We start from the raw sequence: 16,428 nt of genomic DNA, 5'->3' as shown, positions 1-16,428 counted from the left end.
CAGGAGCCGACAGCGATGTCCGATCTCGACCGCGCCCTCGCAGCCGCGGACGACAGCCTCGACAAAAGCCTGGAGCGGCTGTTCGCGCTGCTGCGGATCCCGTCGATCTCGACCGACCCCGCCTACCGCAACGGCTGCCGCGAGGCCGCCGACTGGCTGCGGCGCGACCTCGCCACGCTTGGCTTCGCGGCCGAGCTGCGCGAGACGCCGGGTCACCCGATCGTGCTCGCGAAGCAGCCCCGGCCGGACGGGCCGAACGTCCTGTTCTACGGCCATTACGACGTGCAGCCGGTCGACCCGCTGGAGAAATGGGAGACGCCGCCCTTCGAGCCGCGGATCGCCGCCACCAAGGCCGGCCGGCAGATCATCGTGGCGCGCGGCGCGAGCGACGACAAAGGCCAGGTGATGACCTTCGTCGAGGCGTGCCGCGCCTGGAAGGCCGCCACCGGCTCGCTGCCCTGCGGCGTCACGATGGTGATCGAGGGCGAGGAGGAGTCCGGATCGGTCAACCTGCCGGGCTTCCTGGAGGAGGCGCGGGAGGAGCTGTCGGCCGACGTCGCGCTGGTCTGCGACACCACCATGTGGGCCGAGGGCGCGCCGGCGATCACGTCCTCGCTGCGTGGCCTGCTCTATGAGGAGGTCACGGTCCGCGCCGCGGATCGCGACCTGCACTCCGGCATGTATGGCGGGGCGGCGCGCAACCCCCTCCACGTGCTCGCCCGCATCGTGGCGGACCTCCATGACGAGCAGGGGCGCGTGACGCTGCCCGGCTTCTACGAGGGCGTCCCGAACATCCCCGAAGAGGTGCGGGAGCAGTGGCGCGGGCTCGGCCTCGACGCGGAGACGTTCCTCGGCCCGATCGGCCTCTCGGTCCCGGCCGGCGAGACGGATCGCATGGTGATCGAGCAGATCCAGTCGCGCCCTACCTGCGACGTGAACGGCCTGTGGGGCGGCTACACCGGCGCGGGAGCGAAGACCGTCATCCCGTCCGAAGCCCAGGCCAAGATCTCCTTCCGGCTGGTCGGCGACCAGGACCCGGCGGCGATCCGGCAGGCGTTCCGCGCCTTCGTGCGCGAACGGACGCCCGCCGACTGCAAGGTCGAGTTCACCGGCCACAAGGGCTCGCGCGCGATCCAGCTGCCGTTCGACAGCCCGGCGCTCGCCAAGGCCCGGACGGCGCTGGAAGCCGAGTGGGGGGTCGCGCCGGTCACGATCGGCTCAGGCGGCTCGATACCGGTGGTCGGCGACTTCAAGCGGACGCTCGGGCTCGACGCGCTGCTCGTCGGTTTCGCGCTCGATGACGATCGCATCCACTCGCCGAACGAGAAATACGACCTGGAGAGCTTCCGAAAAGGCACGCGTTCCTGGATCCGCATACTTGCGGCGCTCGCCGGCTGATCGCGAAAGCTTCTCCGGGGCGCGCGGCGGCGGGCCGGGATTGTTGCGCAGGCGGCCGGGAAGACGAGAAAGGTATTTAGCCGAATACCTCTCTCGCCATCGTGAACCAGTGTGAATCGCGAAATCTGAACGTTCGTTCATACTGCGCCTGCGAAGAACGCTGGCCGTCGCCGTGCGGGCCGTCGGCAGCGTCGCTCCGAGTGACGACTATGGACTTGCTGAAATCACGCGCCGGGCTCGCGCTCGGCATGGCGGCGCTGGCTTGCGCCTCGGCTGCACGCGCCGATGATCTGCGCTCCGCGCAGGCGCTGGCCGAGAGCGGCGCCTTCCTGGCGCATGCCGAGACCGACGCCGCCTTCGCCCGCCTCGACGCGGCCCGGCCCGACGACAAGCAGCCGATCCCGAAGGCCTCCGTCTACTGGGAGAACGGCTCCGCCTCGTTCGGGCAAGCCGAGCGAGACGGCCGGCTTGGCTCGGGCGGATCGACGTCGGTCATGCGGCTCGGGGTCGATCGCGACATCGGGTCCGGAACCATCGTCGGCGCGGCGGCCAGCGCGGGCTTCGGCGACGTCAATTCCGGCGACCTGAGCGCCAAGACCTTCGCGCAGAACGCCGACATCTATGGCCGGCTCAACCGCGGGCCGGTCTTCGTCAAGATGCTGTTCGGCGGCTCCGTCTTCGACTTCTGGTCGGTTGATCGCGGCCCCGAGGACGGCCGGAGCCGCGCCTCGGCCTTCGGCTACGGCTTCCGCGCCGGCAGCCAGATCGGCGCCACGCTGACCTTCGACCGCATCAGGATCACGCCGACGGTCGGGCTCGCGGCCTATTCCAGCACCTCGACCGCCTACCGGGAACGCGGCGGGGAGAACCCGCGGTCGTTCGCCTCCCGCAGCGCCCGCGCGGCGATCGGGTCGTTCCGCCTGACGGGCGCGCGCAAGGTCGGGCTCGCCCCGGGGCATGAACTGGCGCTGGAGGCGTTCATCGGCGCCGAGGAGGTGCTCGCGTTCAAGGCCGGAGCGCTGTCGTCGACCGACGCCTCCGGCGCCCGCGCCCGCCTCGCCTCGGTGGGCAGCCCCAACGGGCGCGGCGTGGTGGGCGGCGTCGGCGCCGGGACCGACCTCGCGCCCGGCGTCAATCTGAGCGTGAACTACGACTATGGGCGCCGGGACGATCTGGCGACCCATTCGAGCCGCGCCCGACTGGGCGTTCACTTCTAGGCTCCCCGTCCGGCGCACGGGCCTATTTTCGCTGCAGCGCACAGCGCCTGGCGCGCTGTGTCGACAGGGCGATCGCGCCACATGCTGCGAACGCCCTAATTCCATTGTCGGTAATGGCGAGGGCACGGCCCGTGTGGCAGGGTCCCCGCCGCTTCAGGCCGAGAACCGGATGACGATGGAATCGAACATGACGGCGACCAGCTTCGCCGCCGAATTCGCAGCGACCGAGGAAGAGTGGCGCCGCGCCGCCGAAGCGGCGCTCAAGGGCCGCTCGCTCGACTCGGTGCTTTCGCACCGCACGATCGACGGCGTCTCGGTCGACGCCATCGCGTCCCGCGCGGCTCCCCGGACCATCGCCGGGCGACCCGCGGGCGCGCCCTGGATCGCAATGACGCGGATCGATCTGGCGGATCCGTCCGAGGCCAACGCGCAGGCGCTCGAGGACCTGAACAACGGCGCCACGGGCCTGTCCCTCACGCTGGCGGGCCAAGGCATCGGCCAGGGGCTGCGGATCGAGAGCCTGAGCGATCTCGACCGCACGCTGGACGGCGTGCTGCTCGATCTCGCGCCGATCCATCTCGACCTCGCGCCCTATGAGGGCCGCATCGCGACCGCGATGCTGGCCGCGCTGGTGGAGCGGCGGGGCCTCGCGCCCGCCTCCGTGAAGGCGCTGTTCGGGGTGGACCTGCTTCGCGACCTCAGCCGCACCGGCGCGCTCGCCAGGGCGTGGCCGGACATGCGGCGACGCTTCGCAGGCGTCGCCGAGGACATCACCGCGCGTGGCTTCGCCGGCCCCGTCGTGCTGGCCGACTCGCGGGTCGTGCACTGCGCCGGCGCGAGCGAGATCCAGGAACTCGCGACAGTGCTGGGGTCGGCCACGGACCACGTCCGGGCGATGATCGATCATGGCTTCACGCTTGAGGCGGCGGCGGGACAGATCGCGTTCGCCTTCGCCTGCGACGCCCAGCAATTCGCCTCGATCGCCAAGCTGCGCGCGGCCCGGCTGTTGTGGGCGCGCTGGCGCGAGGAAGCGGGTCTCGCGCCCGCGCCCGTCCACATCCACGCCGAGACCTCGCGGCGGATGATGACCCAGCGGGACGCCCACACGAACATGGTGCGCACCACGATCGCCGCCTTCGCGGCCGGCGTCGGCGGGGCGGATTCCATCGTCGTGCTGCCCTACACCCATGCCTTCGGCGCGTCCGACGCCGACAGCCGGCGGCTCGCCCGCAACGCGCAGTCGATCATCCTCGAGGAGAGCAACGCCTATCGCGTCGCGGACCCGGCCGCCGGCGCCGGAGCGATCGAACGGCTGACCGACAAGTTCGCCGAAGCCGGCTGGCGGACGTTCCGCGAGATCGAGCGCCAGGGCGGCCTGTTCGAGGCGCTGCGCTCCGGCTTCTGGCAGACCCAGATCCTCGAGATCAGGGCCGCGCGCGCCGAAGCCGTCGCGACGCGCCGCGCGCCGCTCGTCGGCGTCTCGGAGTTCCCGCAGAGCGGCGAGGTTCCGCCGTCACTCGCGCCGCAGCCCGCCGTCGACAGCCCTGCGCCGTCCGCGGCCAGCCGCACGGTGGGCGAGTTCGGCGACGACGCGGCCGGCTTCCGGGCGATCGTCGCGGCGCTCGCCGCCGGCGCAAGCGTCGCGGACATCCGGCTGGCGTCGCGGCCGAGGCCCACCGCCTCCGCCACGCCGCTCGACCTCGACCGCCTGGCGTCTCCCTTCGAGGAACTGCGCGCGGTCAATGAAGGCGCGGCGCGCCGGCCCCGCGCCTTCCTCGCTCTGCTCGGCCCGATCGCCCGCCACGCGCCGCGCGCCGGCTTCGTCCGCAACCTGCTGACCGCAGGCGGCGTCGAAGCCGTGGACGGGCCGATCGGAGCGGAGCCGCTGGCCGCCGCCGCGGCGTGGCGCGCCAGCGGCGCTCCGCTCGCGATCCTTTGCGGCTCTGACGACGCCTATGACGAACAGGCGGCGGCCTGCGTGGCGGCGCTGCGCGCGGCCGGCGCGACGGTGTGGCTCGCCGGCCGGCCGAAGAACGCCGCGGAACTGCAGGAGGCGGGCGTCAGCCGCCTCGTCGCCGCCGGAGACAACGCGCTTGACGTTCTGCGGGAAGCGTCGAAGCTCGCTGCGGTCGTGGACGCGCGCGCCGGAGAGGCATCATGACCGCCAAGCTCCCCGATTTCGCAGCGATCGAGTGGCGCCGGCCGGATCTCGCCCCGCCCCCGCGGGCCGCAGAACCGTGGATCACGCCGGAAGGCATCGCGGTCGCGCCGCTCTACGGCGAGGCCGATCTCGCCGGGCTCGAAGGCCTCGACACCTGGCCGGGGCTGGCGCCGTTCATCCGCGGCCCCTACCCGACCATGTACGCCTCGCAGCCCTGGACGATCCGGCAATATGCCGGCTTCTCCACCGCCGAGGACTCCAACGCCTTCTATCGCGCGAACCTCGCGGCCGGGCAGACCGGCGTGTCGGTCGCCTTCGACCTCGCGACCCACCGCGGCTATGACAGCGACCATCCGCGCGTCGCGGGCGACGTCGGCATGGCGGGCGTCGCGATCGACTCGATCTACGACATGCGCACGCTGTTCGACGGCATCCCGCTCGAAAAGATGACCGTGTCGATGACGATGAACGGGGCCGTGTTGCCGGTCCTCGCGCTGTTCATCGTGGCGGGCGAAGAACAGGGCGTGCCGCAGGAGAAGCTGGCCGGGACCATTCAGAACGACATTCTGAAGGAGTTCATGGTCCGCAACACCTACATCTACCCGCCGCAGCCCTCCATGCGGATCGTCTCGGACATCTTCGCGCACACGTCCGAGCACATGCCCAAGTTCAACTCGATCTCGATCTCCGGCTACCACATGCAGGAGGCCGGGGCGACGGCCGACCTCGAGCTCGCCTACACGCTCGCCGACGGCGCCGAATACGTCCGCGCCGGCATGGCGGCCGGGCTCGACATCGACCGTTTCGCGCCGCGCCTGTCGTTCTTCTGGGCGATCGGCATGAACGTGTTCATGGAGATCGCCAAGATGCGGGCCGCGCGCCTCATCTGGACGAAGCTCATGAGCGACCTCGGGGCCAGGAACCCGAAGTCGCTGCCTCTCAGGACCCACAGCCAGACCAGCGGCTGGTCGCTCACCGCGCAGGACGTCTACAACAACGTCATCCGCACCACGCTCGAGGCGGTCGCCGCCACCCAGGGCGGCACCCAGTCGCTGCACACCAACTCGTTCGACGAGGCGCTGGCGCTGCCGACGGATTTTTCCGCCCGCATCGCCCGCAACACGCAGCTGGTGCTGCAGATGGAGAGCGGCACGACGCGCTTCATCGACCCATGGGGCGGCTCTGCCTATGTGGAGCGCCTGACGCACGACCTCGCCGCCAAGGCGCTCGCCCACATCGCCGAGATCGACCGGCTGGGCGGCATGGCCAAGGCGATCGAGGCCGGCGTGCCGAAGCTGCGCATCGAGGAGGCCGCCGCCACCACGCAGGCGCGGATCGACTCCGGCGAGCAGACCGTGGTGGGCGTCAACAAGTATAAGGTGCTGCAGAACGAGACGCTCGACGTCCGCCAGATCAAGAACGCCGAGGTGCGCGCCGCGCAGGAGGCCAAGCTCAAGCGCCTGCGCGAGGAGCGCGACCCGAAGGCCGTCGAGGCGGCGCTGACGGCGCTCGAGAACGGCGCGCGGGGCGACGGCAACCTGCTCGCGCTGTCGATCGAGGCGGCGCGGGCCAAGGCCACCGTCGGCGAGATCACCGAGGCGATGGAGAAGGTGTTCGGCCGGCACAAGGCGGAGATCCGCTCGATTTCCGGCGTCTACAAGCGGGAGGCCCGCGCCATGGGCGCGATCGAGGACGTGCAGGCGCAGGTGACGGCTTTCGAGCGCGCCGACGGGCGCCGGCCGCGCATTCTTGTCGCCAAGGTCGGTCAGGACGGCCACGACCGCGGCCAGAAGATCATCGCCTCGGCCTTCGCCGACCTCGGCTTCGACGTCGACATCGGGCCGCTGTTCGCCACGCCCGAGGAGGCCGCGCGGCAGGCGATCGAGAACGACGTGCACGTGGTCGGCATCTCGACCATGACCGCCGGCCATCTGACGCTCGTGCCGGCGCTGCGCGACGCGCTCCGCGCCGAGGGTCGCGACGACATCATGATCGTGGTCGGCGGCGTCATTCCGCCGGTCGATTATCCGGCGCTGAAAGACGCGGGCGCGAGCCTGATCTTCCCGCCCGGCACGGTGGTGGCCGAGGCCGCCAAGGAGCTGATGCGGCTGCTCAGCGCGCGGCTCGGCTATACGGAGGCTCAGGCGGCCGAATGAGCGATATCGACGACACGCCCGAAGAGCCGTCGCCCGAACTGGTCGAGGCGATGGCCAAGCAGCTGTTCCGGGCGGAGAACCCGCCCTCGCTGCTTTGGGACACCAAGTTGTTCGAGGCCCCCGGGCGTTCGACCGAAGGTTTCCAGGTGGCGACCGACGAGGCGCGCGACGCCTATCGCAAGCGCGCCCACGAGATGCTGCTCGAGGCGCCGCAGTAACGGCGCCTCAGCTGTGCAGTTTCACACCCCGAGGCGGCGACGCAGGCCGAAGGGGCGCGCGGCGTCCATCGCGCGGCCGAAGCTCGCTTGGGCGGCGCCGGCGAATTCGGTGGCCCGGCCCCGCAGCGTCAGCGTGCGGTCGCCGGTGATCCGGCCCCAAATCTGCTGCAGCCGGCCCTTCAGCTGACGATACCGGCCTTCCAAGCGATCCGCGTTCATGGCGCCCTCCCTGAGAGCTGAAACACTTTGTAACGTCTTTATGCTCCGAGAACGCTAAAGGCTTGATGACAGTTCGGACGGCAGCTCACGAAATTTCCGTGAACGGGCCTCTCCGGCCGCGTTAGCCTCCCTCCCCCGCCTCCTCCGAAGGTTTGCCGCGTGTCCCCGCAAAGGCCCGCCATCGACGTCGACGACTACGCCGCGCGCATCCGCGCCGGGGAGCGCGCCGCGCTCGCCCGCGCGATCACGCTGGTCGAGAGCCGCCGGACCGATCATCAGGCCGCCGCCCGCGCGCTGGTGCAGTCGCTGCTGCCCGACACCGGCAAGGCCGTGCGGATCGGGATCACCGGCGTGCCGGGCGTCGGCAAGTCGACCACGATCGACGCCCTCGGCTCCCGCCTCACGGCGGCCGGCCACCGCGTCGCCGTGCTGGCGGTCGACCCGTCCTCGACCCGCACCGGCGGCTCGATCCTCGGCGACAAGACGCGCATGAACCGGCTGGCGCTCGATCCGAACGCCTATGTGCGCCCCTCGCCCTCCGCCGGCACGCTGGGCGGCGTCGCGGCCAAGACGCGCGAGTCGATGCTGCTCGCGGAAGCCGCCGGCTTCGACGTGATCCTGGTCGAGACCGTCGGGATCGGCCAGTCGGAGGTCGCGGTCGCGGACATGACCGACGTCTTCCTCGTCCTGATGCTGCCGGGCGCGGGCGACGAACTGCAGGGCATCAAGAAGGGCGTGCTGGAGATCGCCGACATCATCGCCGTCAACAAGGCCGACGGCGACGGCGCCGCAGGGGCCCGGGCGGCCGCCGCGGAGTACAAGGCCGCGCTGCGGATCCTCGACGCCCAGTCCGGCGCCTGGGAGCCGGAGGTGCTGACGATCTCGGGCCGCGCCGACCTGAACCTCGACACGCTCTGGTCGCGCGTCCTGGCCTGTCGCGCCGCCCGGGAAGCGGCCGGCGAACTCCGCGCCCGGCGCGAGCGCCAGCAGGTGCGCTGGATGTGGACGATGGTGGAGGCGCGCTTCCGCGAGCGCCTCGCCGAAGACTCGCGGCTGGCCGAGCGGCTTCCCGCGCTGGAGCGCGCCGTCGCCTCCGGCGAGACCGCCCCCACGATGGCGGCCGACGAGATCGCCCGCGTGCTGGGGTTCTGAGCCCCGCCGCTGGAGCCGAACCTGCGCGCAAGGCCGATCAGCCCCGTCGATCTCGCCACCGGCTGGGCGCCATCCCGGTCCAGCGTCGGAAGGCCCGGGAGAAATGCGCCACGTCTGCGTAGCCAAGCCGAGCGGCGGTCTCGGTCACCGACAGTCCGACGGCGCCGAGCAGCTCCATGGCGGCGTCCCGATGATGCTCGGCCCTGAGCGCCGTGTAGGACGTGCCCGACCGTGACAGCAGCCTCTGCAGGCTGCGCTGCGTCATCCCGAGGCGCGCCGCGACCGCCGCCACTCCAAAACGACCGAGATCGCGCTCGATCCCGATCATGATCCTGGCGACGCCGCGCACGTCGTCGGCGGCCGGAACGGGCGCTTCGGGCGCCGCCTGCTTCGTTCCGGCCGTAGCGGGCGCCGGGCAGGCGAGCAGCGCCGCCGGGAAGACCACCGCCGCCCGCGCGCCGGGCGCGATCGCGGCCCGGAAGACGTCCTCCACCGCCGCCCTTCCCTGAAGGGTCCCCGGAACCTCGACGCGGTCCGGAGTCCAGGAGGCGCCGGCGAAGCTGCGGATGATGCTGAGCATGTAGCCGAGCGCCAGCAGTTCGTTCTTCTGGCGCCCGGTCGTGAGCGGCGCGGTCACCCGGTAGGACCAGACCGCCCGGCCGTCCCGCACGCGAAGCTCCATCTGCGTCGCCGCCTGCAGCAGGCGGCCATAGTCGAGATAGGCGCGGGCGATCCCGGCCCCGAGATCCGGGAAGGACATGACGTGGTCGCCGTAGGGCCCGAGGCCCTGCACGCCGGCGTCGGTCGCAAGCCGGGCCGGCAAGGCGTCGTCTCCGATCAGCCGCGCGGCCACCTCGACAAGGCGGAACTGGTCGCGCAGCAGGATCAGCGAGTCCGGCCGCTCCAGCGTCCGGGCCGGAAGGTCCACCGCCCGCAGGAGGCGGCGCACGGAGCCGCCCGCCTGCTCCACCGCCTGCGCGACCGGCCCGACGGTGCTGGCGCGCGTGAGCGCGAGCGTCATGGCGCTTCGCTCCTCGCCGCGGAGGGCGTGGTTTGGCGCGAAATGGCAAGCGGCGTGGAGAACGCGTTCCTACGATCCCGCCCGACACGGCGGAGATGGGAGCAGAGGATGCCGGAACGCGGCTTTGACGATCGAAACATCACATGGCGAACCATCGAAGGTTTCGAGCACATCGCCTACCACGTTCTGAGCGTGGACGAAGACGCCCGCATCGTCGATCTGCTCTTCCGGTTCGCCGCCAACGAGCGGATCGTTCTTCATCGGCACATGGCCGACTACCGAACCCTGGTGCTCCAGGGCGAACTCCGGATCTACCGTCCGGACGGCGAGCTGAAGGAAGTGAGGCCTGTCGGCAGCTATGTCGCGGCCGCGGCCGGAGGCGAGCCGCACACCGAGGGCGGGGGCGACTGCGACGCGATCGTCTATTTCACCAACAGGAACGTCCGCGGACCGATCTATGAGATACTCGGACCCGAGGGCGAGGTCGTCGCCACGTTCGGGATCCCGGAGTTCAGGGAGCTTCTGGAGGGACAATCGGCGGGCCGGGCGACTCCCGAGCGCGCAGGCGAGCTTCAAACGAAGGTTTAAGGCTCCCGGGCCAGGATGGCGGCAGCCCCCTTGGGAGACTCCCGGCTTCGATGCTCGATCTCGCGACCCGCGCCAGACGACCGCAAGACCGGTCAGGACCAGCCGCGCGCCCCGGCGCGGACGCCGAGACCGTCGCGTCGCTGAAGGCGGAGCTTGCCGCGGCCCGGGAAAGGCTGCGCGAGCGGGAGAGTTGCCTGCGCGAGGCCCGGCGGCTTATCGGCGGCGCGCTCTCGGCGGCCGGCGCCGGCGTCTGGCGCTGCCGGCTCGCCGACGAGCGCCTGAACTGGACCGCCGGCGTCTATGACCTTTTCGACGTCCGGCAGGGCTCGCCGTTGCGCCGGCAGGAGATACTGGAGCTCTACGAGCCGCGCTCGCGCGCGGCGCTCGAGGCGGCGCGCGCCCGCGCGATCAGCGACGGCCAGGGTTTTGCGCTCGACGCCGCGATCGTCACCGCGAGAGGCCGCAGCCGGTGGATCCGGATCTCCGCGACCGTGGGGCGCGGAAGCCGCGGGGTCCGCGAGCTCTACGGGCTGAAGCAGGACGTGACGGAAGCCAAGGCGGCCGCCGAACAGGCCCGCCGGCTCGCGCAGATGGACCCGGTCACCGGGCTCGCCAACCGGGCGCTGTTCGAGGCCCGGCTCGCCGGGCTCTGCGTGGAAGGCCGCGGCGGAGCGCTGCTGCTCGCCGACCTCGACGGCTTCAAGCAGGTCAACGACACGTTCGGCCACGCGATCGGGGACGACTGCCTGCGGGAGACCGGCGCGCGGCTCCGGACCGCGTGCCGCGGCGCGGCGCTCGTCGCGCGCATCGGAGGCGACGAGTTCGCCGTCCTGCTCGACCGCGGCTGGGCCCGGCCGGAGACGGAGCGGCTGGCGGCGGCGGTCGTCGAGGCCCTCGGCGCGCCGGTCGAGCGCGGCGCCGGGCGGATCCGCTTCGGGGCCTCGGTCGGCGTGGCGTTCTCCGCCGGAGGGACCCCCTCGGAGCTGTTCATGCAGGCCGACGTCGCGCTCTACGCCGCCAAGGCCGCCGGGCGCGGCGCGTTCCGGGTGTTCGACAGCGCGACGATGCGGCCCGAGGCGCCGATCAGGCCCTGAGCGCGGGCCGGACCTCGCGGCCCAGAGCCGCGAGCGCGGCCGCCGCGATGGCGCGGGCGTCGAGCCCCGCCTCGGCCACCTGGACCTCGGGCTTGTCATGCTCGATGAAGCGGTCCGGAAGCGCGAGCGTGCGGATCTTGAGGCCGCGATCGAGCGCGCCTTCGCCGGCGAGCAGCTGCAGCACGGCGGCCCCGAAGCCGCCCGAAGACCCTTCCTCGACCGTGAGCAGAACTTCGTGCGCGCGGGCGAGCCGGAGGATGAGCTCCCGGTCGAGCGGCTTGGCGAAGCGGGCGTCGGCCACGGTGGCGGAGACGCCGCGCAGGCCGAGCTCCTCTGCCGCCTCCCGGACGGCGGCGAGCCTCGTGCCGAGCGACAGCAGCGCGACGGTCGCGCCCTCGCGCAGCACGCGGCCGCGTCCGATCGGCAGCACCTCGCCCCGGGTCGGCAGTTCGACGCCGACGCCCTCGCCGCGCGGATAGCGGAAGGCGGACGGGCCCTCGTCATAGGCCGCCGCGGTCGCCACCATGTGGACGAGCTCCGCCTCGTCGGCCGGCGCCATAAGGACGAAGTCCGGCAGGCAGCCCAGATAGGCGAGGTCATAGGCGCCCGCATGCGTGGCGCCGTCGGCGCCCACCAGGCCGGCGCGGTCGAGCGCAAACCGCACGGGCAGCCGCTGGATGGCGACGTCGTGCACCACCTGATCGTAGGCCCGCTGCAGGAAGGTCGAGTAGATCGCGCAGAACGGCTTCAGCCCCTCGGTCGCGAGCCCGGCCGCGAAGGTGACGGCGTGCTGCTCGGCGATGCCGACGTCGAAGGTGCGGGCCGGGAAGGCGCGGCCGAACAGGTCGAGCCCCGTGCCGCCCGGCATCGCGGCGGTGACGGCCACCACGCGCTCGTCGGCCTCGGCCTCGCGGATCAGGGCCTCGGCGAAAACCCTCGTGTAGGTCGGGGCGTTGGCCTTGGGCTTGGCCTGGGCGCCCGACACCACGTCGAAGGCCGAGACGCCGTGATACTTGTCGTCGGATTCCTCGGCCGGCCCGTAGCCCTTGCCCTTCTGGGTCACGACGTGGACCAGGATCGGCCCGTGGCCGGCGTCCCGCACGTTCTTGAGCACCGGCAGCAGGTGGTCGAGATTGTGCCCGTCGATCGGCCCGACATAGTAGAAGCCGAGCTCCTCGAACAGCGTTCCGCCCATGGCGAGCCCGCGGGCGTATTCCTCGGCCTTGGCCGCGCCGCGCTCGACGAATTTGGGCAGCTTCCTCACCAGGCCGCGCCCGATGTCGCGCAGCGACAGATAGGTGCGGCTCGACGCGAGGCGCGCGAGATAGGCCGACATCGCGCCGGTCGGCGGCGCGATCGACATGTCGTTGTCGTTCAGGATGACGATCAGCCGGGAGCCGAGGGCGCCGGCGTTGTTCATCGCCTCATAGGCCATGCCGGCCGACATCGCCCCGTCGCCGATCACGCAGACGACGTGGTTGTCGCCGCCCTTGAGATCGCGGGCGACCGCCATGCCGAGGCCGGCGGAGATCGAGGTCGAGGAGTGGCCGGCGCCGAATGGGTCGTAGTCGCTCTCCGCCCGGTTGGTGAAGCCGGACAGCCCGCCGCCGCGGCGCAGCGTGCGGATGCGGTCGCGCCGGTCGGTCAGGATCTTGTGCGGGTAGCACTGGTGGCCGACGTCCCAGATCAGCCGGTCGTCGGGCGTGTCGAACACGTAATGCAGCGCGACCGTGAGCTCGACAACGCCAAGGCCGGCGCCGAGATGGCCGCCGGTGACCGAGACGGCCTCGATGGTCTCCTGGCGGAGCTCGTCCGCCAGCTGGCGGAGACGGTCTTCAGGGAGGCGCCGGAGGTCGGCCGGCGTACGGACCGAGTCGAGCGCCGGCTTGGCTGTCGGCAGGGGCACAGGCGGAACGGCGTCCTCAGAATTCAGCCTCGGAGCGTTACACCAGCCGCCAGAGGCGCGCAAACACGATAGCTTGCGCAAACCGGGCGTTGGCATCGGCCATTCGGCTGAGGCCGGGCTTTTGCGGCCCTGCGACCTAGTTGTCCTGCGATGCCAATCCTGTCCGGCCGCTGCGCCGTCCTGCTGTTCGCCTGCCTCGCGTTCGTCGCCTCCGCGGTTCCGGAAAGTCCGGCCGTGGCGCGCGAGACGCGCGGCGGTTCATTCCTGTCGCAGCTGGGACTGCCGTGGCAGGGTTCGCGGGCCTCATCGCGCCGCGCACGGAAACCCGCGACGGCGAAGAAGCGTCCGGCGGCGGCGAAGCCTGCCGCCAGGCGGGCCTCGAAGCCGGCGGCCAAACCCGCCCCGAGACCGGTTCCGAAGCCGGTCGCGGAGCCCGCCCCGACGCCCGTCGTGGAGACGCCGGCGCCGCCGAAGCGCGCCGAGGCCGGCGCTCCGGGCGTCCCGCTGCCCCCCGAGCGGCCGCGCGACGAGCCTCCTGCGCCGCCCGTCGAGACCGTCGCGCGCGCCGAGCCCGACGGCCCGACTGCGCCCGAGCCGCCGAAGGAAAGCCCCGAGGCCTCGGTTCCGGTTCCGCCGGAGCGCCCCGACGGAGACGCCAGGACGGCCGCCCTGATCCCGAAGGCGCCCCTGCCGGCCGAAAAGCCGGCGGGTCCTGCCCCGCCCGACCTCCCGCTTCCGGAAACTTCCCGCGAGGAGGATGCAGATTGCCGGGAGCTGACTTCGGAGGGCGTCGCGATCTTCAAGCCCGCGGAGCTTTCCGACCAGCCGGAGATTTGCCGCACGGGCGCGCTGGTCGAGCTTTCGGGCGTGCGCCGGAAGGATGGCGGCGTGGTCGAGCTGAAGCCCGCCGCGACCCTGCGCTGCGCGATGGCGCGGGTCGTCGCCGCCTATGTGCGCAACGACCTCGCCCCGGCCGCCGAGGCGTCGGGCGCGAAGCTCGACGCCGTCAACGTCGCGGGCTCCTATGCCTGCCGGGGGCGCAACAACGTCTCCGGCGCCAAGCTCAGCGAGCATGGCCGGGCGAACGCGCTCGACATTTCGGGCTTCGGCCTGTCGGGCGGCCGCTCAGTCGGCGTCTACGCCAAGGAGCTGCCGGAGCTTCTGGGGGTCGTGGTCAAGGGCGCGGCTTGCACGCGGTTCAACACGGTGCTGGGGCCGGGCTCCGACGAGGCCCACGAGGACCATCTTCACGTCGACCTGCAGCCCCGGCGCAGCAATTCCCGGCTGTGCCAGTGGCGTCCGGACTGAGGTCAGCGCGCGTTGGAGGGCGCAGGGGCCGCGGCGCTCGCCAGCGCTTCGCCGCCGAACAGCGTCGAGGCGAGCGTCATCAGCCCGCGCTGCTCATAGCTCGCGCGGGCGAGGTTGAACCAGTGGCGGTAGAGCGGGACCGGCTCGCAGCGCAGCCCGTTGCCGGCGCCAAGCGTCCTCTCCGCCCGCTGCAGGATCTCCGCGCAGGCGGTGGCGGACACGACGTCGATCCGACGATGCTCCGCCCAGTCGGCCGAGAAGCCGCCGGTGTTGAGATAGGTGACATGGCTGAAGGCCGAGAACGCCGCAACAGCCAGAGCTGCGCCGAACAGGGCGAGCCGCATCGAAGATCACCCGGGGTAAGAGTGGGAGCCGCCGCGACAACGGCGACCTGATTGGATAGTTCCACTAAAGTCGACGTTCGTGAAGATTCTTTTGTGGGGCGGAGCCGCGCCGAAAACGCTGGCCCGGATCGACGCGCCCGGACGCTATCCTGAGGGGCCGCAGCCGCCGGCGAAGCTGGAAGGGACTCCTGAATGCTCAGCAATCTCCAGGCGCGCGACGCCGCCACGGTCCTCCACCCCTACACGAACCTCGCCGCGCTGCCGCAGCAGGGCTCTCTCATCCTCGAGCGGGGCGACGGGGTGTTCGTCTATGACGTCGAGGGCAAGCCCTACATCGAGGGCATGGCCGGACTGTGGTGCAATGCGCTCGGACACGGCCGCGAGGAGCTCGTGGAGGCCGCGTCGGAGCAGATGCGCAGGCTGCCCTTCGCGCATCTCTTCACGGGCAAGAGCCATGATCCGGCGATCGCGCTTGCGGAGAAGCTGAAGGAGCTCGCCCCCGGCAACGCCGCCAAGGCGTTCTTCTGCAATTCCGGCTCGGAAGCCAACGACACCCAGGTGAAGCTGGTCTGGTACGTCAACAACGCGCTCGGCCGGCCGCAGAAGAAGAAGATCATCTCCCGCATCAAGGCCTATCACGGCGTCACGGTGGCGAGCGCCAGCCTGACGGGGCTGCCGAACAACCACATCGACTTCGACCTGCCGCTGCCGCAGGTGCGGCACGCAGGCTGCCCGCATCACTATCGCTTCGCGCTCGAGGGCGAGACCGAGGAGGAGTTCGCCAGCCGGCTCGCAGCCGAACTCGACGCGATGATCCAGGCCGAAGGCCCGGACACGGTGGCGGCCTTCATCGCCGAGCCCGTGATGGGCGCCGGCGGCGTGATCGTGCCGCCCCGGACCTATTTCGAGAAGATCCAGCCGGTGCTTGAGAAATACGACGTCATGCTGATCGCCGACGAGGTGATCTGTGGCTTCGGACGGCTTGGCGAATGGTTCGGCTCGACCGCTCTCGGCATGAAGCCGGACACGATGTCGGTCGCCAAGCAGCTCTCCTCCTCCTACCTGCCGATCGCCGCCGTCATCATCCCGAACTGGATCGACGAGGCGCTGAACCGGCAGAGCGAGAAGATCGGCGTGTTCGGCCACGGCTTCACCTATTCGGGCCATCCGGTCGCCGCCGCCGTCGCGCTCAAGACGCTGGAGATCTATGAGCGCGAGAACATCCTCGGCCATGTGCGCGAGGTCATGCCGCACTTCCAGCAGCGGCTGCGCGCCTTCGGCGATCACCCGATGGTCGGCGAGGCCCGCGGCATGGGGCTCGTCGGCGCGGTCGACCTCGTCGCCGACAAGGCCAGCAAGCGGCCGTTCGACGCGAAGCGCTTCGCCGCCGCCAAGGTGGTCGCGCTCGCGCAGGAGGAAGGCCTGATCGTGCGCGCGATCGGCGACGCCGTGTCGATCTGCCCGCCCCTCGTCATCACCGAAGAGGAGATCGACCAGCTGTTCGATCGCCTCGGACGGGCGCTCGACCGGGCCGAGAGCTGGGCCGCCTCCGAAGGCGCACGGCAGGCCGCCTGAACGGCGCCGCCACCTTTCACCCTCCCCCTCGATGTGGAAGAAGTCGCATGTCGGCGTCACGCCGAAGGGGT

General features: G+C 71.4%; 14 protein-coding genes. 10 read left to right on the top strand and 4 right to left on the bottom strand.

From position 1 onward, the window contains the following. Positions 1 to 15: 15 nt before the first annotated feature. The 5 genes from GGR24_RS02600 (at position 16) to GGR24_RS02580 (ending at position 7,150) form a co-directional block, all read left to right on the top strand. Entirely contained in the window at positions 16 to 1,398 is a 1,383-nt protein-coding gene (locus GGR24_RS02600) for a dipeptidase (RefSeq protein WP_183393727.1), read from the top strand. A gap of 209 nt (positions 1,399 to 1,607) precedes the next feature. Continuing rightward, positions 1,608 to 2,615, top strand: a complete 1,008-nt coding sequence (locus tag GGR24_RS02595) for an autotransporter outer membrane beta-barrel domain-containing protein (RefSeq protein ID WP_183393726.1) — start codon at positions 1,608 to 1,610, stop codon at positions 2,613 to 2,615. 187 nt (positions 2,616 to 2,802) lie between these two features. Then, on the top strand, positions 2,803 to 4,776 hold the full coding sequence (locus GGR24_RS02590; RefSeq protein ID WP_246397912.1) for a methylmalonyl-CoA mutase family protein: 1,974 nt from the start codon (positions 2,803 to 2,805) through the stop codon (positions 4,774 to 4,776). Continuing rightward, complete coding sequence (gene scpA, locus GGR24_RS02585; protein WP_183393724.1) at positions 4,773 to 6,932, top strand: methylmalonyl-CoA mutase; 2,160 nt, start codon at positions 4,773 to 4,775, stop codon at positions 6,930 to 6,932. Before GGR24_RS02590 ends, scpA begins: the two co-directional genes overlap by 4 nt. Further along, entirely contained in the window at positions 6,929 to 7,150 is a 222-nt protein-coding gene (locus GGR24_RS02580) for a hypothetical protein (protein ID WP_183393723.1), read from the top strand. Before scpA ends, GGR24_RS02580 begins: the two co-directional genes overlap by 4 nt. 21 nt (positions 7,151 to 7,171) lie before the next feature. On the opposite strand, the gene GGR24_RS02575 is transcribed toward GGR24_RS02580, so the two are convergent. Continuing rightward, complete coding sequence (locus tag GGR24_RS02575) at positions 7,172 to 7,369, bottom strand: CsbD family protein (protein ID WP_183393722.1); 198 nt, start codon at positions 7,367 to 7,369, stop codon at positions 7,172 to 7,174. Between the two features lie 159 nt (positions 7,370 to 7,528). On the opposite strand from GGR24_RS02575, the gene meaB reads away from it, so the two are divergent. Further along, positions 7,529 to 8,521 (top strand): methylmalonyl Co-A mutase-associated GTPase MeaB, encoded by a 993-nt coding sequence (meaB, locus tag GGR24_RS02570; protein WP_183393721.1) that lies wholly within the window; start codon positions 7,529 to 7,531, stop codon positions 8,519 to 8,521. Between the two features lie 37 nt (positions 8,522 to 8,558). On the opposite strand, the gene GGR24_RS02565 is transcribed toward meaB, so the two are convergent. Then, positions 8,559 to 9,542 (bottom strand): AraC family transcriptional regulator, encoded by a 984-nt coding sequence (locus GGR24_RS02565; RefSeq protein WP_183393720.1) that lies wholly within the window; start codon positions 9,540 to 9,542, stop codon positions 8,559 to 8,561. 108 nt (positions 9,543 to 9,650) lie between these two features. Between GGR24_RS02565 and GGR24_RS02560 the strand changes: the two genes are divergently transcribed. Then, entirely contained in the window at positions 9,651 to 10,130 is a 480-nt protein-coding gene (locus tag GGR24_RS02560) for a cupin domain-containing protein (RefSeq protein WP_183393719.1), read from the top strand. A gap of 50 nt (positions 10,131 to 10,180) precedes the next feature. Further along, entirely contained in the window at positions 10,181 to 11,224 is a 1,044-nt protein-coding gene (locus GGR24_RS02555; RefSeq protein ID WP_183393718.1) for a GGDEF domain-containing protein, read from the top strand. Here GGR24_RS02555 and dxs read toward each other — a convergent pair. Continuing rightward, the gene (gene dxs / locus GGR24_RS02550) at positions 11,214 to 13,130 is read right to left on the bottom strand and encodes a 1-deoxy-D-xylulose-5-phosphate synthase (RefSeq protein WP_343066167.1); all 1,917 of its coding nucleotides are present in this window, start codon (positions 13,128 to 13,130) and stop codon (positions 11,214 to 11,216) included. The genes GGR24_RS02555 and dxs overlap by 11 nt on opposite strands. A gap of 150 nt (positions 13,131 to 13,280) precedes the next feature. Between dxs and GGR24_RS02545 the strand changes: the two genes are divergently transcribed. Continuing rightward, on the top strand, positions 13,281 to 14,438 hold the full coding sequence (locus GGR24_RS02545; protein WP_183393716.1) for an extensin-like domain-containing protein: 1,158 nt from the start codon (positions 13,281 to 13,283) through the stop codon (positions 14,436 to 14,438). A gap of 2 nt (positions 14,439 to 14,440) precedes the next feature. Here the strand turns inward: GGR24_RS02545 and GGR24_RS02540 are convergent, their stop codons facing one another. Continuing rightward, positions 14,441 to 14,782: a hypothetical protein gene (locus GGR24_RS02540; protein WP_183393715.1), complete on the bottom strand. Its 342-nt coding sequence runs from the start codon at positions 14,780 to 14,782 to the stop codon at positions 14,441 to 14,443. Between the two features lie 192 nt (positions 14,783 to 14,974). On the opposite strand from GGR24_RS02540, the gene GGR24_RS02535 reads away from it, so the two are divergent. After that, a complete protein-coding gene (locus GGR24_RS02535) occupies positions 14,975 to 16,357 on the top strand; it encodes an aspartate aminotransferase family protein (RefSeq protein ID WP_183393714.1) in 1,383 nt (460 codons plus the stop codon). The last annotated feature ends 71 nt before the right edge of the window (positions 16,358 to 16,428 follow it).

It is taken from the genome of Hansschlegelia beijingensis (assembly GCF_014196425.1).
Classification (GTDB): domain Bacteria; phylum Pseudomonadota; class Alphaproteobacteria; order Rhizobiales; family Methylopilaceae; genus Methylopila; species Methylopila beijingensis.
This window is presented reverse-complemented; position numbering and strand designations above follow the sequence as displayed.